Source organism: Caballeronia choica, assembly GCF_001544535.1.
GTDB classification, from domain to species: Bacteria; Pseudomonadota; Gammaproteobacteria; order Burkholderiales; family Burkholderiaceae; genus Caballeronia; species Caballeronia choica.
Window position 1 is genome coordinate 23,764 of the sequence record NZ_FCON02000025.1, and the last position, 21,325, is coordinate 45,088.

The 21,325-nt window shown below is 63.4% G+C and carries 18 protein-coding genes and 1 tRNA gene; 6 read left to right on the forward strand and 13 right to left on the reverse strand.

Going from position 1 to position 21,325, the window contains the following annotated elements; translation table 11 throughout:
• Positions 1-64: 64 nt before the first annotated feature.
• The 3 genes from AWB68_RS13885 to oxlT form a co-directional block, all read right to left on the reverse strand.
• Positions 65-1,078 carry a 2-dehydropantoate 2-reductase gene (locus AWB68_RS13885; protein WP_087644936.1) on the reverse strand — a complete coding sequence of 338 codons (1,014 nt, stop codon included), beginning with the start codon at positions 1,076-1,078 and terminating at the stop codon, positions 65-67.
• 171 nt (positions 1,079-1,249) lie between these two features.
• Positions 1,250-2,218 (reverse strand): LysR family transcriptional regulator, encoded by a 969-nt coding sequence (locus AWB68_RS13890; protein ID WP_087644937.1) that lies wholly within the window; start codon positions 2,216-2,218, stop codon positions 1,250-1,252.
• Between the two features lie 18 nt (positions 2,219-2,236).
• Positions 2,237-3,583 carry an oxalate/formate MFS antiporter gene (gene oxlT / locus AWB68_RS13895; RefSeq protein WP_087644938.1) on the reverse strand — a complete coding sequence of 449 codons (1,347 nt, stop codon included), beginning with the start codon at positions 3,581-3,583 and terminating at the stop codon, positions 2,237-2,239.
• Positions 3,584-4,036: 453 nt separating this feature from the next.
• Here oxlT and AWB68_RS13900 point away from each other — a divergent pair, with 453 nt between their 5' ends.
• Positions 4,037-4,981 carry a LysR family transcriptional regulator gene (locus tag AWB68_RS13900; RefSeq protein ID WP_087644939.1) on the forward strand — a complete coding sequence of 315 codons (945 nt, stop codon included), beginning with the start codon at positions 4,037-4,039 and terminating at the stop codon, positions 4,979-4,981.
• A 99-nt stretch (positions 4,982-5,080) separates the two neighbouring features.
• Positions 5,081-5,431, forward strand: a complete 351-nt coding sequence (locus AWB68_RS13905) for a hypothetical protein (protein WP_087644940.1) — start codon at positions 5,081-5,083, stop codon at positions 5,429-5,431.
• Positions 5,432-5,493: 62 nt separating this feature from the next.
• Here AWB68_RS13905 and AWB68_RS13910 read toward each other — a convergent pair whose 3' ends face one another.
• The 7 genes from AWB68_RS13910 to AWB68_RS13940 all read right to left on the reverse strand — a co-directional run bounded on the left by AWB68_RS13910 (position 5,494) and on the right by AWB68_RS13940 (position 14,822).
• Positions 5,494-6,945, reverse strand: coding sequence for an aldehyde dehydrogenase family protein (locus AWB68_RS13910; protein WP_087644941.1), 1,452 nt, complete (start codon positions 6,943-6,945; stop codon positions 5,494-5,496).
• A 101-nt stretch (positions 6,946-7,046) separates the two neighbouring features.
• The gene (locus tag AWB68_RS13915) at positions 7,047-7,958 is read right to left on the reverse strand and encodes a LysR family transcriptional regulator (RefSeq protein WP_087644942.1); all 912 of its coding nucleotides are present in this window, start codon (positions 7,956-7,958) and stop codon (positions 7,047-7,049) included.
• A 111-nt stretch (positions 7,959-8,069) separates the two neighbouring features.
• Positions 8,070-8,146: transfer RNA gene (locus AWB68_RS13920), tRNA-Ile, on the reverse strand.
• A 121-nt stretch (positions 8,147-8,267) separates the two neighbouring features.
• Positions 8,268-10,322: an RNA polymerase sigma factor RpoD gene (gene rpoD, locus AWB68_RS13925; RefSeq protein ID WP_374729572.1), complete on the reverse strand. Its 2,055-nt coding sequence runs from the start codon at positions 10,320-10,322 to the stop codon at positions 8,268-8,270.
• Between the two features lie 560 nt (positions 10,323-10,882).
• Positions 10,883-12,757 carry a DNA primase gene (dnaG, locus tag AWB68_RS13930; RefSeq protein ID WP_087644944.1) on the reverse strand — a complete coding sequence of 625 codons (1,875 nt, stop codon included), beginning with the start codon at positions 12,755-12,757 and terminating at the stop codon, positions 10,883-10,885.
• Between the two features lie 12 nt (positions 12,758-12,769).
• Positions 12,770-13,216, reverse strand: coding sequence for a GatB/YqeY domain-containing protein (locus AWB68_RS13935; protein WP_087644945.1), 447 nt, complete (start codon positions 13,214-13,216; stop codon positions 12,770-12,772).
• Positions 13,217-13,589: 373 nt separating this feature from the next.
• Positions 13,590-14,822: a BaiN/RdsA family NAD(P)/FAD-dependent oxidoreductase gene (locus AWB68_RS13940; RefSeq protein WP_087644946.1), complete on the reverse strand. Its 1,233-nt coding sequence runs from the start codon at positions 14,820-14,822 to the stop codon at positions 13,590-13,592.
• A 355-nt stretch (positions 14,823-15,177) separates the two neighbouring features.
• Between AWB68_RS13940 and AWB68_RS46475 the strand changes: the two genes are divergently transcribed.
• From AWB68_RS46475 to tsaD, 3 genes are all read left to right on the forward strand, one after another.
• Positions 15,178-15,924 carry a hypothetical protein gene (locus AWB68_RS46475; RefSeq protein WP_125482933.1) on the forward strand — a complete coding sequence of 249 codons (747 nt, stop codon included), beginning with the start codon at positions 15,178-15,180 and terminating at the stop codon, positions 15,922-15,924.
• A gap of 85 nt (positions 15,925-16,009) precedes the next feature.
• On the forward strand, positions 16,010-16,291 hold the full coding sequence (locus AWB68_RS13955; protein WP_087644949.1) for a hypothetical protein: 282 nt from the start codon (positions 16,010-16,012) through the stop codon (positions 16,289-16,291).
• A 140-nt stretch (positions 16,292-16,431) separates the two neighbouring features.
• A complete protein-coding gene (gene tsaD, locus AWB68_RS13960) occupies positions 16,432-17,460 on the forward strand; it encodes a tRNA (adenosine(37)-N6)-threonylcarbamoyltransferase complex transferase subunit TsaD (RefSeq protein WP_087644950.1) in 1,029 nt (342 codons plus the stop codon).
• Positions 17,461-17,501: 41 nt separating this feature from the next.
• Here tsaD and AWB68_RS13965 read toward each other — a convergent pair whose 3' ends face one another.
• Positions 17,502-18,128: a glutathione S-transferase family protein gene (locus AWB68_RS13965; RefSeq protein WP_087644951.1), complete on the reverse strand. Its 627-nt coding sequence runs from the start codon at positions 18,126-18,128 to the stop codon at positions 17,502-17,504.
• A gap of 34 nt (positions 18,129-18,162) precedes the next feature.
• Positions 18,163-19,407, reverse strand: coding sequence for an MFS transporter (locus AWB68_RS13970; protein WP_235028324.1), 1,245 nt, complete (start codon positions 19,405-19,407; stop codon positions 18,163-18,165).
• A gap of 100 nt (positions 19,408-19,507) precedes the next feature.
• Here AWB68_RS13970 and AWB68_RS13975 point away from each other — a divergent pair, with 100 nt between their 5' ends.
• Positions 19,508-20,434, forward strand: a complete 927-nt coding sequence (locus tag AWB68_RS13975) for a LysR substrate-binding domain-containing protein (RefSeq protein ID WP_087644953.1) — start codon at positions 19,508-19,510, stop codon at positions 20,432-20,434.
• 59 nt (positions 20,435-20,493) lie between these two features.
• On the opposite strand, the gene folE2 is transcribed toward AWB68_RS13975, so the two are convergent.
• Positions 20,494-21,297 (reverse strand): GTP cyclohydrolase FolE2, encoded by an 804-nt coding sequence (gene folE2 / locus AWB68_RS13980; protein WP_087644954.1) that lies wholly within the window; start codon positions 21,295-21,297, stop codon positions 20,494-20,496.
• Between the last annotated feature and the right edge of the window lie 28 nt (positions 21,298-21,325).

Below are 21,325 nucleotides of genomic sequence, written 5' to 3' on the forward strand. Positions count from 1 at the left end.
CAGCAGGACGCAACATATTTTGCATCTTGTATATCACAAACAACAGCAGCGGCTTAATTCCAGTTTAGGCCGCTTTTTGGGTTTCGACAGGGGCTCGCGGCTCGGCCGTGCCCTGGTTCACGGCGTCGCGCAACTTGATCAATGCGAGAACCGCATCGAGCATCGGCGTGTCGACGTGCACCAGCCGGCCGATTTCCTGCACGACGGTCATCAGCGGATCGATTTCCATCGGGCGGCCGGCTTCGCAGTCCATCAGCATCGACGTCTTGTGCGCGCCGACCGCGCCCGCGCCGTTGATGCGCTTTTCCACGTCGACGCGGAAGTTCACGCCGATCTTGTCGCCGATTGCCTTGGCCTCCAGCATCATCGCCTTCGACAGTGCGCGCGTGCCCGGATCGCTCGTCAGGACGTCGAGCGTGGCGTGCGTCAGCGCGCTGATCGGGTTGAAGCACAGATTGCCCCACAGCTTCAGCCAGATTTCGTCGCGGATGTTGTTGCGCATCGGCGCTTCCATGTCGGCGGCGGCCATGATGTCGTGGAACGCCTGCAGTCGCGGCGTGATTTCGCCGCTCGGCTCGCCGATCGGGAATTTCTTGCCGTAGACATGCCGAATCACGCCCGGCTCGGCGATTTCAGCGGCCGGCAGCAGCACGCAGCCGATCGCGCGTTCCGGCCCGAGCACGTTCCATTGCTTGCCGCCGGGATCGACGCTTTGCAGCGTCGTGCCGGCCAGGTCGCCGCCGTGCTTGTAGAAGTACCAGTACGGCAAGCCGTTCACGGCGGTGACCACTGACGTATCGGGGCCGAGCAGCGGCGGCATCAGGTCGACGACAGCCGGCACCGAGTGCGCCTTCAACGCGATGATCACGTAATCCTGCGGCCCGAGTTCGGCCGGATTGTTCGTGCAACGCACCTTGACGGTGTGCTCTTCACCGTCGATTTGCAGTCGCACGCCGTTTGCCTGCATGGCCGCGAGGTGCGGTCCGCGCGCGACAAAGCTGACGTCCGCACCCGCACGCGCCAACTGCGCGCCCATGTAGCCACCGATTGCACCCGCTCCATATACGCAGATCTTCATGCTCGTCTCCTAAGGATGATTATTGGCTTCTGATATACAACATACTACATTCAGCATTGGGTCAGGACAAGGCGAATCGCGTTTCCGATGACGAGCGAAAACCCGCGCTTCCGGAAGCGGCGTGACGAACCTTGGATGGATTGCGGAAGATGAACGCTCGCGCGTTCGATGTCAGGCTTCGATAGCCTGTGGTGCGGCCGATACCGCACGCTTCGTCAGCGACGCGGCCACGAAATGCGCCCACACGTTCGCCGCGCCCGGGCGCAACGCGCGGCTGCGCCGGCGCACGAGCATGACGGTCCGTGAGACTTCCGGCGTGAGCGTGACCGCCTGCGCGCCCCACCCTGCGGCCCGGCACGCATGCATCGGCAGGACGCCGATGCCGAGCCCCGCCTCGGCCATCTGTGCGACGGCGGACGCCTGCGCAAGTGGTTGCCGCATCGTGCCCGCCACGTCATGCAGCAAGAGCGCGCGATCGATGGCCGCGTGGCTGCCGGTATCGTCGTCGAGGATGAGGAGCGATGCGCCGCGCAACGCGCGCCAATTCGCGCTCCGTTGTGCTGCAAGCGGATGGCGCGCCGGCACGAGCGCACAGAGCGGATCGTCGAAGAGCGGCTCGGCGGCGAGTTCGTCGAGGCTTTCGGGCGCGACGACGACGCCCAGGTCCGCCTCGCCCGAGCGCACGAGCTGGAGTACGGCACTCTGTGGCTGATCGACGAGCGCGGTCGACAGATCGGGATAGCTCGCCTGGCAGGACGCGAGCAACGCGGGCAGCACGCTCGCGGTCAGGCTCGAACTGCTCGCGAGCCTGACGATGCCCGGCTCGCAGGCATCGCCGGAACGCGGCCGCAAGGTCACCTCGAGTTCTTCCACGAGCGGCGCGACGCGCGCCAGCAAATGCCGGCCGACCTCCGTCGGCGCGACCTGCCGCGTGGTCCGGTCGAAAAGCCTCAGCTCGATTTCGTCTTCGAGTTCGCGGATGCTACGGCTCACCGCCGACTGGGTGATGCCGAATTCATCGCCCGCCCGCGTGAAACTGCGGTGCCGTGCGAGCGTGATGAAAAGCCGCAACTGATGCAACGACACACTGAGCGCCTTCGCCTTCGGGACATGCGCGACATCAGGCGGAAGATCACGCATGTCATGCCCTCCCGATGCTCATTGCGCGGACGATTTGCTCGGCGCGTCGACCCACGCGGTCTGGAACGACGCGTCGATCGAATTCGACGTCTGCGCGACCGTGTTCTCGATCCAGCGCTTTCTCATCGGCGCGAGGACGAACTTGGCGCACAGGCCCGCCGCGATCGAAATCGTGGCTGTCGCGATGAACACCGCGTTCCACGAGCCGATCGCGGAGAGCACCGAAGCGAGCGGCACCAGCATCGACGCCGTGCCCTTCGCCGTGTAGAGCGTGCCCGCGTTGGCCGCGGCGTACTTGCTGCCGAAGGTGTCCGCGCAGGTCGCCGGGAAGATCGAGAAGATCTCGCCCCAGCAGAGGAACGTCATCGCCGCGAAGAACATGAAGAGATACGGGTTATGGCCGAAGTACATCAGGCCGAGCAACGCCACGCCTTCACCGAGGAAGATGAAGAACATCGTGTTTTCGCGGCCGATCTTGTCGGAGATGAACCCGCACAACGGTCGCGTGAAGCCGTTGCAGAGGTTGTCGATCGAGAGCGCCATCGTGAGGAGCGGCAGTGTCACGCCGAGGAGGCTGACCGGCATCTTCGCGAAGCCGTATTCCTTCGCGATCGGGCCGAGCTGCGCGGTGGCGATCACGCCGCCCGCCGCGACGAACACGAACATCATGTAGAGCACCCAGAAGAGCGGCGAGCGCACCATCTGTCCGGTCGTGTAGTCGATCTTCGTCGCGACGACGCGCTTTGCCGTCGCCGCATACGCCGGCGGGTTCGGACGCACGAGCATCAGCGCAAGCAGGAAGATGCAGACGCCCTGGAAAATGCCGAAGAACATGAACGCGTGCTCATAGCCCGAGTTCTGGATCATGTTCGAAATCGGAATCACGGTGACGGCCGCGCCCGCGCCGAAACCAGCAGCGGTCAGGCCCGCTGCGAGGCCGCGCTTGTCCGGGAACCACTTGAGCGCCGTGCCGACGCAGGTGCCGTAGACGCAGCCCGCGCCCACGCCCGCGACGACCGCCGCGATGTACAGGTGCACGAGACTCGTCGCATGCGCGTCGATGATCCAGCCGAGCGCCGCGCAGATCGATCCGCCGATCACGACCGGGCGCGGCCCGAACTTGTCGACCAGCCAGCCTTCGACGGGAACCAGCCAGGTTTCAGTGACGATGAAGATGGTGAACGCGGTCTGGATCGCCGCCTGCCCCCAGTGATGCTTGGCATCCATCGGGACGACGAAGAGCGTCCACGCGTATTGCAGGTTGGCGACGAGCCCCATGCAGATGATGCCGATCGCCAGTTGTATCCATCGGTTGTGGTGACGGCCGAGCGCTTGCCCGGGCGTGACTGTGCCTGCCTTTGCCATGTCTGTCTCCGTTTATTGCTTCAGCGCTCGTGCGGCGCTTGATTCAGTGCAGGATCACCGGCGGATCGTGCCGGTGCGTCGGGTGGTCGGTCTGTCAGGGGAAATGCTCGAACCACACGGCGCAGGCTGGCGGCCGCGAGACGGACGGGATACACGGGGCAAAGCGGCTACGGACATCCGCGAAACGGGATCGAACGGTCATCTTTTTTGGCGATTTTCCAATTTCCGGAGCGCTCCGGAGGGTTTGGCGCAGCTTTTAACAGCGCTGCTTGCATCGCGTGTTGTCGGCCCGGGCTTCGGGCAAAGCATGGCCGCCAACGACGATGAACGATGTTCGGCTTACAACGCATGCCGAACGTTGAAAGCATCGTGGGGGAGAAAAATGATTAAGGAAAGTTAGAAAAATTTATTGTATAAGTTAGCAATCGTGTATGGATGGAGGGCTCCGCCTTGATGCGCAATGCCACGCTGCGACAGTTGAAGATCTTCGAAACTGTCGCGCGCCGCCTGAGCTTTTCGCGTGCCGCGGAAGAGCTTTACCTTACCCAGCCTGCCGTTTCGACCCAGGTCAAGCAACTGGAGCAGCACGCGGGATTGCCGCTTTTCGAGCAACTCGGCAAAAAGATCTATCTGACGCCGGCTGGCAATGAAATGCTTCATTACAGCCGCGCCATTCTGGAGCAATTCCGCGAAGCTGACGACGCGATGGCGCGATTGAAAGGAATCGCGGGTGGAACGCTGAACGTCGCGGTGATCAGCGCCGGCGATTATTTCTTCCCCCGCTTGCTCGCCGCGTTCACGAAGCGCAACACGGACGTGCGCCTGAATCTCGCCGTTCACAACCGCGAGGAACTGCTGCACCAGCTTTCCGACAACCTCACCGATCTCGCGATCATGGTTCGCCCGCCGCAGGACATGGACACGGAGAACGTTTCGTTCGCGCCGCATCCGTATGTGATCGTCGCGCCGCCGGATCACCCGCTCGTGGGCCTGGCGGACGTCCCGCTGGAAGCGCTCGCCGAGGAGCCGTTCATCGTCCGCGAGAAGGGGTCGGATACGTGGAATTCAATGGAGGAAGGCTTCGCGGGGCGCCTGCCGAACCTGAACATCGCGATGGAAATCACCAGCACCGAGACGATCAAGCAGGCCGTGATCGCGGGCATGGGGATCAGCTTCCTGTCGGCGCATACGATCAGCATGGAACTGCAGGTCGGCAAGCTTTCCGTGCTCGACATCGCGGGCTTTCCGGTCATGCTCAACTGGTTCGTCGTGCACCGGAACAACAAACGCCTGCCGCCTGTCGCACTGGCGTTCAAGCAGTTCCTGATCGACGAAGGCGCCGCGCAGATCGAATCGATCACCCATATCGGTGCAGAAACCGGAAGACCGAATTCATAAAGTTTTGGTTATCGTTATTCGAAATAACTTTAACTGTCGTATATGGATCGAAGTTTCTATCCTGCTAGTAACCCCTCACGGCCAACTCAGGAGACGACGATGATCCACGCAACCCACAGCGACGACCGCGAAGTACAGGCACAACTTTGCGCATACAACAACGCGTTCGAGGAACTCGATCTGATGTTCCGCTGGGATGCGCGCACGTACCACGGGCTGGCTTCCGCCGACAGCGACTACGCGAAGATCGCGCAGTACATCGAGTCGCAGTGCCCGCATCTGCTGAAGGCGTACAGCGCGGACTTCCTTTGCCAGGCGATCGTCGACCGGAAGAACGCGGTGCTGGAAGCATGCCGCTCGAACACCGTGAAGAACGACGACAGCGCGCGCCGCGCACGGCTCTGGCGCTCGCGCAACGAGGAATCGCTCGGAAGTTCGGCGCGCGCCTGAAACGGCCTGCGCGACCAGGGCGGCCCGGATTTCCGGGTCGCCCTTTTACTGGTCCAGGTCAATCAAGGCGTCAGCGAGATCCAGACGGCTTTCGGCTCCGTGAAGTTTTCGATGGCGACATCGCCATGTTCACGCCCGAAGCCCGAATCGCCGGAGCCGCCCCACGGCAGGCGGACGTCGGTGTAGCCGTAGGTGTTGACCCATACCGTGCCCGCCTTCAGTTCGGCCGCCATCCGGTGCACCCGGCCGATATCGGCGCTCCATACGCCCGCCGCGAGACTGTACGCGGTGCCGTTGGCGATGCGCAGGGCGTCCGCTTCGTCGTCGAAGGGAATCACGCTCACCACCGGGCCGAAGATTTCCTCCTGCGAAATGCGCATTTCGTGCTCGACGTTCGCGAACACCGTCGGCTCGACGAAGTAGCCACGCTCGCCGGTGCGCCGCCCGCCGGTCACGAGCGATGCGCCCTCGCTCTTGCCGATGTCCACGTAATCCAGCACCGTCTTCATCTGCTTCGAGGAGATCAGCGGGCCCATGTTGGTCTCGCGTTTCGACGGATCGCCGAGTTTGATCGACTTCGCGCGCTCCGCGATCCGCTCGACGACATCGTCGTACACCGCGCGTTGCACCAGCACGCGCGAGCCCGCCGAGCACACCTGCCCGGCGTTGAAGAAGATGCCGGAGGCGGCCGCGCGTGTGGCGGCGTCGAGGTTGGCGTCGGCGAAGATCACGTTCGCCGACTTGCCGCCGAGTTCGAGCGTCACGCGCTTGAAATTGCCCGCTGCACCCTGAAGGATGCCGCGTCCGACCGAAGGCGACCCGGTGAACGTCACCTTATCGATACCCGGATGGGCGACGAGCGCATCGCCGACGACCGATCCCTTGCCCGTCACGATATTGAGCACGCCCGGCGGCACGCCGGCCTCGAGCGCCAGTTTTCCGATCATCAGCGCCGACAGCGGCGTGATCTCCGCCGGTTTCACGATGAGCGTGCAGCCGCACGCGAGCGCGGGCGCGATCTTCCACATGCCGATCATCAGCGGGAAATTCCACGGCACGATCGCCGCGACCACGCCGACCGGCTCGCGTACCGTATAAGTGAGCGCATCGGGACGCGCCGGCACGACCTGGCCGTTGATCTTGTCGCACCAGCCGGCGTAGTAGGCGAGCGTGTCGATGGCGGCGGGCACGTCCTGACGCTGCACGCCCGCGATCGGCTTGCCGCAGTCGAGACTTTCGACGGCGGCGATTTCCTCCTGATTCTGGCGCAGCAACTCCGCGAAGCGCATCAGGATGCGGCCGCGCTCGCCGGCACGAATCGCATTCCAGGGCTTGAGCGCGGCCCGCGCGGCCTGCACGGCGCGATCGACGTCGGCCGCGGTGCCCTGGGCGACCCGCGCGATCGGCGTTTCAGTGGCCGGATTGAGGTTGAGCGAATATTCGCCGCCGCTCGGAGGCACCGATTCGCCTCCGATCAACAACTCGTAGCGCTTCAAATCCGCATTGCTTTCCATGTGTCTCACTCCTTATGTGCTCATGTCCATTCATGCTGGACCGGATGACTTATAAACGACAGCAAAACATTCTTATCGAGTCCATTAGTCGAACGTTATGATCAAGGTATCCGCAAGTCGGGATTCCGTGCGCACAGGTCGGCGACCCAGTCGCTGAACACGCGCACCCGCGACGCGATGTTGCGCGTAGGGGGATAGAGAACCGAGAGCGGCGTCGGCGGGCTATGTTCCCCCGTCAGGATCTCCGTGAGCGCGCCTTCCTCGATGAACGGCGCCGCCATGAAGCGCGGCGGCTGGATGATGCCCAGGCCGATAACGCCGGCATTGACGTAGGCGTCGCCGTCGTTCACCGCGACGATGCCCGGCAACGGAACGCTCGCCGTTTCGCCGCCTTCGAGTTCGAATGTGAACGACAACTGCTTGCCGCTGCGTGCCGAGAAATAGTTGACCGCCCGATGGCCGCGCAGTTCTTCGAGCGTCGCCGGGACGCCGTGCTGTTGAAGATACGAAGGCGCCGCGCAGGTGGTCACGCGGGCGCTGCCGATCTTTCGCACGATGAGACTCGAATCCTCCAGCGCGCCCAGCCGGATCACACAGTCGACGCCGTCCTGGATCAGGTCGATCATCCGGTCCGCGAGGCCGATCCGCAGTTCGATGCCCGGATAGCGCGCATAGAAATCCGGCAGCGCGGGCAGCATGAGCTTGCCGAAACTGCCCGACGTATCGACCCGCACCACGCCGACCGGATCACGCCGCTTGCTGGCGAGCGTCGACTCGGCGTCGGTGATTTCGTCGAGAATGCGCACGCATCGGTCGTAATAGAGCGCGCCGTCCTCCGTGACGCTCACGCGCCGCGTCGTCCGGTTGAGCAGCCGAACGCCGACATACAGTTCCAGCGCCTGAATGATGTTGCTGACAGACGCGCGCGGCAATTGCAGCAAGTCGGCCGTCTTCGAGAAACTGCTCGTTTCGACGACTCGCGTGAAGACTTCCATGGCTTGCAGGCGATCCATTGGACGGTCCTGTCGGGATGGTTTTTCTGCGTCTTCAGGGATTCTAATGCGGAGTGTTGCGCGCGAGGCGCACAGGCGGCGCGGCACGGCGGGGATACAGCGTGGGCGTCTTGGTGGGCCGGGTGGGATTCGAACCCACTATCGGTCGATTATGAGTCGACAGCTTATACCAATTAAGCTTCCGGCCCTTTTTGCGTGCACAGGGCAAAAAGAAAGCGCCTGGCGGCGCTTTTCGTTACATCGGAACATTGCGCTCGCTCGGCGAGGGTTGCGAGTTTGCCTCACAACGCCTCGCAAGACAAGGGCCGGTCAGTTCCCTTCGAGGAACGACTTGAGCTTGTCCGAGCGGCTCGGGTGACGCAGTTTGCGCAGCGCCTTCGCCTCGATCTGGCGAATCCGCTCACGCGTCACGTCGAACTGCTTGCCGACTTCTTCGAGCGTATGGTCCGTGCTCATTTCGATGCCGAAACGCATGCGCAGCACCTTCGCCTCGCGCGGCGTCAGCGAATCGAGCACGTCCTTCACGACATCGCGCATGCTGGCATGCAGCGCGGCGTCGGCGGGAGCGACCGTGTTCGTATCCTCGATGAAATCGCCGAGATGAGAATCGTCGTCGTCGCCGATCGGCGTTTCCATCGAGATCGGCTCCTTCGCAATCTTCATGATCTTGCGGATCTTGTCTTCCGGCATCTCCATCTTCTCGGCGAGCGTTGCCGGATCCGGCTCGAGGCCGGTTTCCTGCAGGATCTGCCGCGAAATCCGGTTCATCTTGTTGATCGTTTCGATCATGTGAACCGGAATCCGGATCGTGCGCGCCTGATCCGCGATCGACCGCGTGATCGCCTGACGAATCCACCACGTCGCGTACGTCGAGAACTTGTAGCCGCGGCGATATTCGAACTTGTCCACCGCCTTCATCAAGCCGATGTTGCCTTCCTGAATCAGGTCGAGGAATTGCAGGCCGCGATTCGTATACTTCTTGGCGATCGAAATCACCAGCCGCAAGTTCGCTTCCGTCATCTCGCGCTTCGCCTGACGCGCCTTCAGTTCGCCCGCCGCCATCTGGCGATTGGTTTCCTTCAGGTCCTTCAGCGGCAACACGACGCGCGCCTGCAAGTCGAGCAGACGCTGCTGCTGTTCGCGGATCGCCGGGATGTTGCGCTCGAGGATTCCGCTATAGCCGTGACCTTCCGCGACGACCTTCTCCGACCACTCGAGGTCCGTCTCGTTACCCGGGAAACGCGTGATGAACTCGGCGCGCGGCATGCCGCACTTATCGACGACCGTATGCAGGATCTGCCGCTCGACCTGACGCACTTCGTCGACTTGCGCGCGCAGCGTGTCGCACAGACGCTCGACCGTGCGCGCCGTGAAGCGGATCGACATCAGTTCGGTCTGGATGGCTTCCTGCGCCTTCAGATACGCCTTCGACTTGTAGCCTTCCTTCTCATATGCGCGACGCATCTTGTCGAACCACTCGCTGATCAGCGAGAACTTCTCCAGCGACGCGCGCTTGAGCGCTTCGAGCTGAGCGGCGTTCGCATTCGCCTGCGCGGTGCTTTCGTCCTCTTCGTCCTCGTCCTCGCTTTCTTCCTCGACTTCCTCGTCTTCCTCGCTCTCGATCGCTTCCGCTTCCTGCTCGGAGAAGCCGTCGGCATCGGCGGCGTTCGGGTCGATCAGGCCATCGACGAGTTCGTCCACGCGCGTTTCTTCGTTCTGCACGCGCTCGGCCATCGCGAGAATGTCGGCGATGGTCGTCGGGCAGGCGGAGATCGCCATGACCATGTGCTTCAGGCCGTCCTCGATCCGCTTCGCGATCTCGATTTCGCCTTCGCGCGTGAGCAGTTCGACCGTGCCCATTTCGCGCATGTACATGCGCACGGGGTCGGTCGTGCGGCCGAATTCGGAATCGACGGTGGACAGCGCGACCTCGGCTTCTTCCTCGACTTCGTCGTCGGAGGAAGCGGCGGGCGCGTTGTCGTTCAGCAGCAGCGTTTCGGCATCGGGCGCCTGCTCGTAGACGGCGACGCCCATGTCGTTGAACGTGCTGATGATCCCTTCGATCGCTTCGGTTTCCGTGAAGTTGTCGGGAAGGTGATCGTTGATTTCCGCGTAGGTCAGGAAACCGCGCTCCTTGCCGAGCTTGATCAGCGCGCGCAGTTTCGAGCGGCGCTCCTCGAGTTCTTCGAGGGTGCCGGGCGCGGCCGAGGCAAACGCATCCTTCAGCAGCGCCTTTTCCTTCGCTCGCCGATCGCGTGCCTTCACCTTCTCCACCTTGGCCGTGGGGGCGGCGGCAGCAGCAGCAGGCTCTGCGGTTTGCGTTGCGTCGTCTTCGACGGGTACTTCGTTCAGCTTTTTCGTCATGGAATTCGCCGTGCCGGCTTTAGTCTCGACTCGCGGCTGCTGGACGGCAGCCGATGGAACCGTGGATACTGAATTTGCGCGCGCTGCTTCGTCCTGCGTGCCCTGCCCGGGGTCGTGCTGCGGATCCTCGCCTTCGCGACGACTTCGACCTTCGCTACGGTCTGCGCGTTGATCTTCATTAACAGCCGCTACCCTGACGCCCGTCTGTTCGTCTGCTCGCGTATCCGCCCGATCGGGCGCTGCCGGCGCACGCACGGCCTTCACCGAAGTCGCCGATGCCTTGTTCGCAGTCGATTCAGCCAACGCCTTCTTCCTCGCGTTTGTCTCGTCGCGCGGCGCGGCGCGGGCCTTCGTTACTCCGGCGGAAGAATCTGACTCATCGTGGGCCACCGCCCGTTCCGGCTCGTTCGACGAGCCGTGTCCTGTCGCTTTCTTCCCGCTAGTAGTCTTTGCCATTTGCCTTTTTCGCCTGGCGCGCGGACGAAAAACCACGCGCCGTACAAGGAGAACAAACTCAGAAAAAACACTTGCTTAAAGCCTTTAATTATAGCATCGCCGGTTTAGCTGTCCCGGCTCACCACCCGCGCCGCCTTCATCTGCGCGGCTTTCGCCGACAAGTCGGTAAATTCTGCAACTTCTTCCGGCGAGAGCGTCGCTTGCCGCGCCAGTTGGTCCAATCGCGTGCGATAACTGTCGTGTCGCAATTTCACCACCGTCGCCTGCAATTCCTCCGCGAGCAGCTTCTTTTGTTCCTGCACCCGTTCTGCCGCATTTTCGTCCGCCGGGTCGCGCAGCAGCAGATCTCGTACATTTTCATCATAGGCGAGAATTTCCTGGAAGATATCCTCGTACGTGGGCGCATTCGCGGCGTTTCTCAACAAGTCGGACAGCATCTGGAACTCCGCGCTCTCGCCGAGTTCGCGGGCGTGGCCGATGACCTCGCTGAACAACTCGCCGTGTTCGGTCATCGTCACGAGCGTCTGTTCGCCCTCGTGATCCAGCGTCTGCGCGATTCCGGGATACATCACCAGATTGCGCAGCGCCCTTTGTTCATGACCCGTCACGCGCCGGCGCTCGCTTTTCGGCAGCGCCGAGCGCGCCACTGCGGCCGCGCGCGAATCGATGTCGCACAGCGCCGCGATCTCGGCGAACGGCGTGGCGAGCCGGTCTGCCAACATGTGCAAGATCTGCACCCGCAATGCGTTCGCCGGCAGCGCCTGCAACAGCGGTTTCGCGTCGAACAGCGCCTTGGCGCGGCCCTCCGGCTGATCCAACTCCTTGTCGTTCAGCACCTCGTTCAGCAAAAACTGCGACAGCGGCATCGCCCGGTCGACCTGCTCGCCAAAACCGTCCGCGCCGAACTCGCGCACGTAGCTGTCCGGGTCGTGCTCCGCTGGCAGGAACAGGAAGCGGATCGTGCGGTTGTCAGCGGCGTGCGGCAGACACGCCTCCAGCGCGCGCCGCGCCGCGCGCCGCCCGGCCGCGTCGCCATCGAAGCTGAACACGACCGTATCGGTCTGACGAAACAGCTTCTGCACATGAACCGGCGTGCACGCGGTCCCAAGGGTCGCGACGGCGTTGGCGAACCCGAGCTGCGCGAGCGCCACGACGTCCATATAACCTTCGACGACCAGCACATATCCCAGTTCGCGAATCGCAAGACGCGCCTCGAAAAGGCCGTATAGCTCGCTGCCCTTGCTAAATAGCGGCGTTTCCGGGGAATTCAAATACTTGGGTTCGCCGCTGTCGAGAATGCGTCCGCCGAACCCGATGACGCTCCCCTTCACGTTGCGGATCGGGAACATCACACGTTCGCGGAAGCGGTCGTAGCGACGCGCCTGGCCCTGGCCGTCATTTTTCTCGCTGACGATCACGAGCCCCGCTTCGACGAGGTTGTCGTTGCGATAGTCGGGAAACGCGGATTCGAGGTTCTGCCAGCCGTCCGGCGCGTAGCCGAGGCCGAAGCGCGCGGCGATTTCGCCGGTCAGTCCGCGCTTTTTGAGATATGCGATCGCGTTCGGCGCGCTGCGAAGCTGCTTGCGGTAGAAGTCGCAGGCGGTCTGCATGATTTCAGTCAGCGCGACGCTCACGGCTTTGCTGGGCGCCGGCGCGTAGCCATCGCCGCCGCCCCTGAACGAAGACGGTTCCTGCGGCACCGTCAAGCCGCACGACTGCGCGAGTTCCTTGACGGCCTCCGGGAACGTGAGCCCGGTGTGCTCCATGAGAAAGCTGATCGCCGTGCCGTGCGCGCCGCAGCCGAAGCAGTGGTAGAACTGCTTGGTCGGGCTGACCGTGAACGACGGGCTTTTTTCATTGTGGAACGGGCACAGGCCCATGAAGTTCGCGCCGCCCTTCTTCAACTGGACGAAGCGGCCCACCACGTCGACGATATCGACGCGGTTGAGCAAGTCCTGCAGGAACGCGTGCGGAATCACCGTGAGACGCGCTTATTTCGACAACGCCGCTTTCACCTGCGCCGAGACGGCCGTCATGTCGGCCTTACCGGCAAGCTTCGGCTTGAGCACGCCCATCACCTTGCCCATGTCCTGCGGGCCGGCTGCGCCCGTCGCCGCGACGGCCGCCTGCACTTCCGCGGCGATCGCCTCCGCCGACAACTGTTCCGGCATGTACGCGGCCAGCACGGCGAGTTCGGCGGTTTCCTTCGCGACGAGATCGTCGCGTCCGGCGGTCTGGAACTGGCTGATCGAGTCCTTGCGCTGCTTGATCATCTTGTCGATGACGGCGGTGATGGCGGTGTCGTCGAGCGTCACGCGCTCGTCGACTTCACGCTGCTTGATCGCGGCGAGCAACAGGCGAATCGTGCCGAGACGCTCGGTTTCCCGTGCGCGCATCGCAGTTTTCATGTCGTCGGTGATCTGGTCCTTGAGGCTCATCGTTTATCCAGTGCAATTGCAAATTTGAAGAGATCGGGCCGGCCGGATGCGGCCTTCATGTCGCTCGCGGGAACAAAGCAAAAACCCGCTTGGGATGCTTCCTCAAGCGGGACCATGAAGTAACCAACGTGCGGGCGGCAAAGAGACAAATGGAGATTTTCCGTCGCGTTTCAATGTCGCTGTTTCGGTCGTGCCAACCTGCGCACGGACATTTTTCCGCAAGGTTTCAAGCTCGCGCCGATCGACCGAATATGCCGATCGAGTATAGCAGGTCGAAACTTCCGTTTCGAGATGGCGGCCGGGCTACACGGCGACAGTCGCGAGCCTTGTACCGCATGGCTTCGCGGACACTTGCCGGCCGTTTTCTGCGACGTCAGGCGGAATCGCGCAGCGCCCGTTCGCGAGCGAATTCGGCAGCGGCCTGCCCTGCCGCCACGCCCGACGCCCACGCCCACTGGAAGTTGTAGCCGCCGAGCCAGCCGGTAACGTCTACCGCCTCGCCGATGAAATAGAGGCCGGGCACGCGCGCGCTCATCATCGTCGTCGACGACAGGTCGCGGGTGTCCACTCCGCCGCGCGTGACTTCCGCCTTGCGATAGCCTTCGGTGCCGTTTGGCGTGAGCGTCCAGCGCGAGAGCGATTCACCGAGCGCCTTGAGCGTCCTGTCCGGCAGATCGGCAAGGCGGGCATCGGCTGCGACGCGCTGCGCTTCGAGCCACGTATGCGCGAGGCGCGCCGGCACGTGTTCGGAGAGAAAGGTGGCGATCTGCTTCTTCGAGCCGGCCTTTGCCGCCAGCAATTCCCCGGTGGCGTCGACGCCCGGCAGCAGATCGATCTGAATCGGCTCCGATGGATTCCAGTAGCTCGAAATCTGCAGCACGCCGGGGCCGGACAGCCCGCGATGGGTGAGCAGCAGATCTTCCGAAAATTCGCCGCGCGTCTTCCCCTTGCCGGTGCTCAGTTCCACCGCCACCGACAGCCCCGACAGCGCCGCGAACGGCGCCCAGTCGTCGGCGGCGAAGGTCAGCGGCACGAGCGCCGGACGCATGTCGATGAGCTTGTGGCCGAACTGCTTGGCGACGCGGTAACCGAAATCCGTCGCGCCGATCTTCGGGATCGACAGACCGCCCGTCGCGATGATCAGCGCGGCCGTGTCGATCGTGCCGGCGGTCGTGTCGAGGGAAAAGCGCTCGCCGTTGTGGCGGATCGTGTCGACCGTCACCGGACGCCGCCACGCGACGCGTCCGGCGTCGCACTCACTCTTGAGCAGGTTGATGACCGATTCGCTCGAATCGTCGCAGAAGAGTTGGCCCTTGTGTTTCTCGTGCCAGCTCACGCGGTACTGCTTGAGCAACGCGAGGAAATCGCGCGGCGTATAGCGAGCGAGCGCCGAGCGGCAGAAATGCGGATTCGCCGACAGGAAATTGGCCGGCCCCGCGTTGATGTTCGTGAAGTTGCAGCGTCCGCCGCCGGAAATGCGGATTTTTTCGGCGAGGCGTTCGGCGTGGTCGATCAGGACGACGCGGCGACCGCTTTGCGCTGCGACGGCGGCGCACATCATGCCCGCCGCACCGGCGCCGATGACGGCGATATCGAAGGATTCCATGGCGCGCATTGTAACCGGGGCGGCTGGGGCGGCGACCGCTCTCACCCCGGAGATGGTTCAACGGCTTGGCTCCGGTATAGTATAGTTGGGTATCCTAAGACGAAAGTGGAAGGGCGGTAGATGGCAGCGGAACTGAAAACGGACTCGTGGCACCGCTACATGCTGTATCGAAGCAATGAGCGATATATGACGTTCGAGCCCGAAGAGAAGCCATTCTTAGTATGGCATCGCGAACTATATTCAAGCTGTGACTGTCCGAGCCGACGTCACCGCGGACCTTTTATGCTGGCAAGATCGCAAGGTCACGCATTACTTTTTAGTACCACCCTTTAAGTCAATAGCCAGAGACAACCAATTGCGCGCGCCTTCCACAATCATCCCTAGCATCTTTGACGCAGTCAAACCGGTAATTGATGGTCTTCGACCGGCCTTATATGAGATCGAAGTAAAAACCGACAGCGACAGCCTTGTGGTGCACTTCCGTTCCACGCCCGAGCAAACAAATCTCGGGCGCATGTTCCGGCTGAATGTTGACGAGAAGAACCGCAATGTCTTTCTTGATACGCTGCTGAAACCAGAGGGCTGCGAGCGTGGTTCCGTGCGCCGCCTCATCGCCGCAGTTCGTGAGGTCGTGCATCAGCATGGATACCGGATCTTCATCTACGGGCCCGTACCAGGATTTTTCTGGAAGCTCATAGACTGGGGCGCCCAGGTGATCAATCGCGAACTTGTCGAAATCACGGTAGAAACGCGCCTTAATGACGTCATACCAAGCCATAGCACCTTTGATGAAATTGACAAGACCCTACTTACAGACTCTGAACGGGAGGGGGCGCTTGAACGTTTCGTCGCCGAGAATCCCGAGGTGGTGCGCGGTATAGATCCAGAAATTGCGGCGCTCATGGGCCGCGACTACGCTCAGGATCGACGGATTGCGATAGCACATGAGATGCGGGAACTGGCGTTAGAACGAGGAATCGACCGGTTTGAACTGCTTCTGCACTATGCCGTCGATACGTCCCTCCGTCGTGAACAGATCCTCGAATGCCGACGGGCAGCGATAGCACGGCTGGTTGGCGAACGATCGGGAACTGCGAAGTGAAGGAGCGCCCGAACGATGCCGCAATACGCTACGAAGAAGTCGCTCGCATCCTCCTCGACCGCTTCCCACAGGATAATTATCAGCAATGCAGGGGATATTGACGACAGCAAAACACCCACCCTATTCTGTCGTTTTGACTTACGCCGAAGATCGCCAAATGCTGACCGCGCGTACGGTCGAAGCCGCACAACTGGCGCCGCTCGTGGCAACGAGACTTGAGATGCCGATCCTCCTGGACGAGTTCGAGTTCAAACTCGACGACGAATTTGCGCGGCGACTGGGCGTTGCCGTACTCAACCTCATTGCGCTGGGTCAGCCCGAAATCAAGCAGTTCATGAGCGTGACGCAAAGCCCTATGCCCCGATAGCCTTCACGTTGGAAAGCAGGGTACGCATGACGCGGCATTTCGTAAAAAGAACCGTAGGGACGTTGACCGGCGGCGGCGCGCCTGGGCGCGCTGCAAAAGCCCCGCTGCTATACTTTAACGTTCCCCTCACCCCCAATCCCATGCTAGTTCTCGGCATCGAAAGCTCCTGCGACGAAACCGGCCTCGCGCTCTACGACACCGAGCGCGGTCTCCTTTCGCATGCGCTGCATTCGCAGATCGCGATGCATCGCGAATACGGCGGCGTCGTGCCGGAACTGGCGTCGCGCGATCACATCCGGCGCGCGTTGCCGCTCCTCGAGCAAGTGATGGCCGAAGCGGGCGCGGCGCGCGGCGACATCGACGCCATCGCGTTCACGCAGGGTCCGGGCCTCGCGGGCGCGCTGCTGGTGGGCGCGAGCATCGCAAATGCGCTCGCGATGGCCTGGGACAAGCCGACCGTCGGCATTCACCATCTGGAAGGGCATTTGCTGTCGCCGCTTTTGGTCGATGAGCCGCCGCCGTTTCCGTTCGTCGCGTTGCTGGTATCGGGCGGCCACACGCAGTTGATGCGCGTGACCGACGTCGGCGTGTACGAAACGCTAGGCGAGACACTCGACGATGCCGCCGGCGAAGCGTTCGACAAAACCGCCAAGCTGCTCGGGCTCGGCTATCCGGGCGGCCCGGAAGTCTCGCGGATGGCGGAGTTCGGCACGCCGGGCGCCGTCACGCTGCCGCGTCCGATGCTCCATTCCGGCGATCTCGATTTCAGCTTCAGCGGTCTGAAAACCGCAGTCCTCACGCACAGCCGAAAGCTCGGCGCGAACGTCTGCGAACAGGCTAAGGCGGATCTGGCGCGCGGTTTCGTCGATGCCGCCGTCGACGTGCTGACCGCCAAATCCGTCGCCGCGCTGAAGCAGACTGGGCTGAAGCGGCTCGTCGTGGCGGGCGGCGTCGGTGCGAACCGGCAGTTGCGCGAGGCGCTGTCGGCGGCGGCGAAGAAGCGCGGCTTCGACGTGCACTATCCCGACCTGTCGCTGTGCACCGACAACGGCGCGATGATCGCGCTGGCCGGCGCGCTGCGTCTTGCGCGCTGGCCCGATCAGGCCGTGCGCGACTACGCGTTCACCGTCAAGCCGCGCTGGGACTTGACCTCGCTCGCCAGCGCCTGAGCCTTTGAAGCGCCCCGCCGCGCGCGGCGCTTCTCGACCCTTCAGCTCGGCGGGTTGAACGCCTGCACGATCGCCTTGAACGCGGGCAGCGCCTCACAGCGGTCCGCATGCGCGATCAGCGTCGGCCAGCGCGATTCGGCGAACAGCGTCGGATGCGCCTCGCGGGCAAAGCGCAGCGCGCATGTCACGGCAATATCGGCGTGACCGATCGCATCGCCGAACCAATACGGCGTCGGTCGCGGCGCGCGGTCCGCTTCGAGCGCAGCAAGCACGCGCTCGACCTGCCCCGTGCAGCGCTCGACCCACACCTCCGACTTCTCCTTATGCAGCACGCGCTCGTAGACCAGCGCGACGGCCTTGTCGCCGAGCCCCGTCGCGAGCGCGCAAATCTTCTGCGCCTCGCGACGCGCCGGGCCGGCTTCGGCCATCATCCTTCTCGCCGCGCCAGCTTCTTCGTCGAGATAGTCGAGAATCATCGCGCTTTCGATCAACACCTCGCCGGAATCGAGCACGAGCGTCGGCACGCGGATCAGCGGGTTGTATTGCGCGACCTCGTCGGCGTCGCCGAACACGGACCACGGGCGCTGCTCGAAGGGCATCTCGTAGAGTGTCAGCGCGATGGCGACGCGCCGCACGAACGGTGAATCGTATTGGCCGATCAGGATCATGGTGTGGCAAGGATTTTATTTTGGGACGGCCAGTTTAAGGGCGCTGCGGCTTCGGAAACAACGGAAACGCGCACAGCGCGCACAACCCGGCGACCAGCCAGACCGTTCCCCACGATCCCGCTGCGAGCACATGCGGGATCGCGAGCGGCGTGATGAAGAGGCCGGCGTAGACCGCCGTGTTCGCCATGCCGAGCGCCGTGCCCGCCCGCGCGGTTCCGGCGAGCGTCGCGAGTTCGGTGTACGCCACGCCGTGCCACGCCGACACACAAATCCCCGCCACTGCAACCAGCGCCATCAGCAGCGCGCCCGAAGCGTCCCCGACCGCGCGTACCGCGAGCGCCAGCACGACGAACGACGCCGCCGCAACCAGCGTCGAGCCACGCAGATAAGCACGCCGGTTGCCGCGACGATCCGTGAAACGCCCGCTCCAGACGCGCATCGCCATCGCGCCGGTCTGGACGGCGGCCATCGTCCCGCTGATCGCCGCGATGCCGAGATGCGCCGCGTCGTGGAGGAAAACGGTCGCGAACGTCAGCACGGCCATCTGCGGCGAACACAGGATGCCGATGCCGAGCACCACGCGCCAGATCCGGGCGTCGCGCAAAGGGTCGGCCTGCGGTTTGGGAGCATGCGACGCGCTCGCGGCCGCATGCGCGGGCGGCGGTTCGTGCAGCCAGCGCCACGCGAACGCACCCGACACAGCGCACATCGCGGCGAGCACGCCGTACACCGCCGCGAATCCGTGCGATGCCGCGAGCCACGGCAGCATCAGCGCGCCCAGTCCGCCGCCGAGCGGCACGGCGGTCTGGCGGATGCTCATCGCGAGCCCGCGTTCGCCTTCGCGAAACCACGCCATCACTGCCCGCCCGCTCGACCCGTTGACGCTGCCGCCGACGAGCCCCGTCAAACACATGCCGGCCACGAGCCAGCCGAGCGCAGGGACCGCAAGCTCCGCCGACGGCACGAGGAACAGCGCCATCGCGAGCAGCGCGGCGGCGGTGGCAAGGAGACCCGTAAGCAGGACGGGCCGGTCGCCCCAGCGATCGGTGAGCATGCCCCACGGCAACTCCGACAGGGCCACGCCCAACCCCATCGCGCCGAGCACGAGGCCGAGTTCGGCGTTGCCGAGGTGATAGCCGGAGCGCAGCCAGACGGCCGTCGTCGGAATGCCGGCGGACGCCGCCGAAAAGCTCGCGTTGGCCGCAACGCCGACGCCCAGCACCTTCCAGCGATGCGATTCATCGCGCGTATTCGCCTGCCATGTAAGCGGTATCGCCATGATCCCTGCTCTCCTGAAATTGACCTGAGCAGTTTCCCGCTTTAACATCGTCCTGAATATCGGAAAATTTCGTACTGACCATTCGATAAAACAGGACTTTATGAGCCAGGTCTCATTCGATCTCGCCGTTCTGCGCAGCTTTGTCGCGGGGATGGATCTCGGGAGTTTCGCGAAGGCGGCGGATCGCGTCGGGCGATCGACCTCTGCGGTCAGTGCGCAGATTCGCAAGCTCGAAGAACAGGCGGGCACCACGCTTTTTCGCAAGTCAGGCCGTGGTCTCGCGCTGACCGAAGCCGGCGAACTGATGCTGCGATACGCACGACGGCTCGTCGAATTGAACGACGAAGCCGCCGTCGCGATGCGCGGCGTCGATCTGGAAGGCTGGATACGGCTCGGCTTGCAGGAGGATTTCGGCGAAGTCGTGTTGCCCGAAGTGCTCGGGCGCTTCGCGCGCGCGCATCCGAAAGTGCGCATCGAAGCGCGGGTGGCACGCAATGCGGAACTGTTGGAGCGCATCGAAACGAATCAGCTCGATCTCGCGCTGGTGTGGGGCAGCTCGACGGCGTCCGGGCTTGCCGAGGCCATTGTCGAGCCGCTCGTCGAACCGATCGCGGAACCGCAGATGTGCTGGATCGGCTCGTCGAGCGTGCCTTGGTCCCGCGACGACGACAGCGAACCGCTGCCGCTCGTCGCATTCGACCGCCAGTGCCTGTTCCACAGCGCCGCGACGGCCGCGCTCGACCGGGCGGGGATCAAATGGCGGGTGGCGTTTACAAGCCCGAGTCTCGCGGGCTTGTGGGCGGCTGCGGCGGCCGGGCTCGGCGTGACGGTGCGCACACGCTATGGCTTGCCCTCGACCGTGCGCGCGCTCGATCCTCGAGAAACCGGCCTGCCGTCGTTGCCGACGATTCCGCTCGCCTTGCAACGCGCATCGGCGACGGCTCCGGCATCGATCGAGCGGCTCGCGGCGATTCTGCTGGACGCGGTGCGCGGCGAGCCGGCGGCGTGGGAAAAAGCGGCGGCGTAAAAGGAGAAGGCCGATCCAGTGATCGGCCTTCTTTTATCGCAGCAAGCACGCAAGGAAGCTCATACGCGCTTGTCGCGCTCGATCACGGCGTAGGCGCTGTGGTTATGAATCGACTCGAAATTCTCGGCTTCGAGCACGTACGCGACGACTCGCTCATCCGCATTCAGCCGCGTCGCGACATCCCGCACCAGATCCTCGACGAACTTCGGATTCTTATAAGCCCGCTCGGTCACGAACTTCTCATCGGGCCGCTTCAGCAGGCCCCATAATTCGCACGACGCTTCCTCTTCCGCGATTCGGATCAGATCCTCGATCGGCATGTCGGCGGCGAGTTCGGCGGAGATGGTCACGTGCGAGCGCTGGTTGTGTGCGCCGTACTCGGAAATCTTCTTCGAGCACGGACACAGGCTCGTCACCGGCACGAGCACCTTGAGCGACATGCGCGTCTCTCCCTCGCGCATCTCGCCCGTCAGCGTGACTTCATAGTCCAACAGGCTTTGCACGCCTGAAACAGGCGCCGTCTTCATCACGAAATACGGAAACGACACTTCGATACGCCCCGAATGCGCTTCGAGTTTCGCCAGCATCGATTCAAGCATCACGCGGAACGCGGCCTGATCGAGCGGCGCGCGATGCTCGTCGAGCAGCGCGACAAAGCGCGACATGTGCGTGCCCTTCTGCTCGGCGGGCAGATGCACGTCGAGGTTCCACATGCCGATGCTCGGCTGAAGGTCACCGCTTGCTGTACGCACGGTCAGTGGATAACGCACGGCCTTCACGCCGACCCGCTGAATCGGGATCTGGCGGGTGTCGGGCGTGCTTTGCACGTCGGGCATCACGAAGGCGGGATTCATCTGATTCATTTTGTTATGTCCTCATTCGCCGCGCGGC

Coding starts and splice junctions, on each gene's coding strand:
- AWB68_RS13885 (WP_087644936.1), bottom strand. CDS start 1,078: ATGAAGATCTGCGTATATGGAGCGGGTGCAATCGGTGGCTACATGGGC.
- AWB68_RS13890 (WP_087644937.1), bottom strand. CDS start 2,218: ATGCGTGATCTTCCGCCTGATGTCGCGCATGTCCCGAAGGCGAAGGCG.
- oxlT (WP_087644938.1), bottom strand. CDS start 3,583: ATGGCAAAGGCAGGCACAGTCACGCCCGGGCAAGCGCTCGGCCGTCAC.
- AWB68_RS13900 (WP_087644939.1), top strand. CDS start 4,037: ATGCGCAATGCCACGCTGCGACAGTTGAAGATCTTCGAAACTGTCGCG.
- AWB68_RS13905 (WP_087644940.1), top strand. CDS start 5,081: ATGATCCACGCAACCCACAGCGACGACCGCGAAGTACAGGCACAACTT.
- AWB68_RS13910 (WP_087644941.1), bottom strand. CDS start 6,945: ATGGAAAGCAATGCGGATTTGAAGCGCTACGAGTTGTTGATCGGAGGC.
- AWB68_RS13915 (WP_087644942.1), bottom strand. CDS start 7,958: ATGGATCGCCTGCAAGCCATGGAAGTCTTCACGCGAGTCGTCGAAACG.
- rpoD (WP_374729572.1), bottom strand. CDS start 10,322: ATGACGAAAAAGCTGAACGAAGTACCCGTCGAAGACGACGCAACGCAA.
- AWB68_RS13935 (WP_087644945.1), bottom strand. CDS start 13,216: ATGAGCCTCAAGGACCAGATCACCGACGACATGAAAACTGCGATGCGC.
- AWB68_RS13940 (WP_087644946.1), bottom strand. CDS start 14,822: ATGGAATCCTTCGATATCGCCGTCATCGGCGCCGGTGCGGCGGGCATG.
- AWB68_RS13955 (WP_087644949.1), top strand. CDS start 16,010: ATGCAGGGGATATTGACGACAGCAAAACACCCACCCTATTCTGTCGTT.
- tsaD (WP_087644950.1), top strand. CDS start 16,432: ATGCTAGTTCTCGGCATCGAAAGCTCCTGCGACGAAACCGGCCTCGCG.
- AWB68_RS13965 (WP_087644951.1), bottom strand. CDS start 18,128: ATGATCCTGATCGGCCAATACGATTCACCGTTCGTGCGGCGCGTCGCC.
- AWB68_RS13970 (WP_235028324.1), bottom strand. CDS start 19,407: ATGGCGATACCGCTTACATGGCAGGCGAATACGCGCGATGAATCGCAT.
- AWB68_RS13975 (WP_087644953.1), top strand. CDS start 19,508: ATGAGCCAGGTCTCATTCGATCTCGCCGTTCTGCGCAGCTTTGTCGCG.
- folE2 (WP_087644954.1), bottom strand. CDS start 21,297: ATGAATCAGATGAATCCCGCCTTCGTGATGCCCGACGTGCAAAGCACG.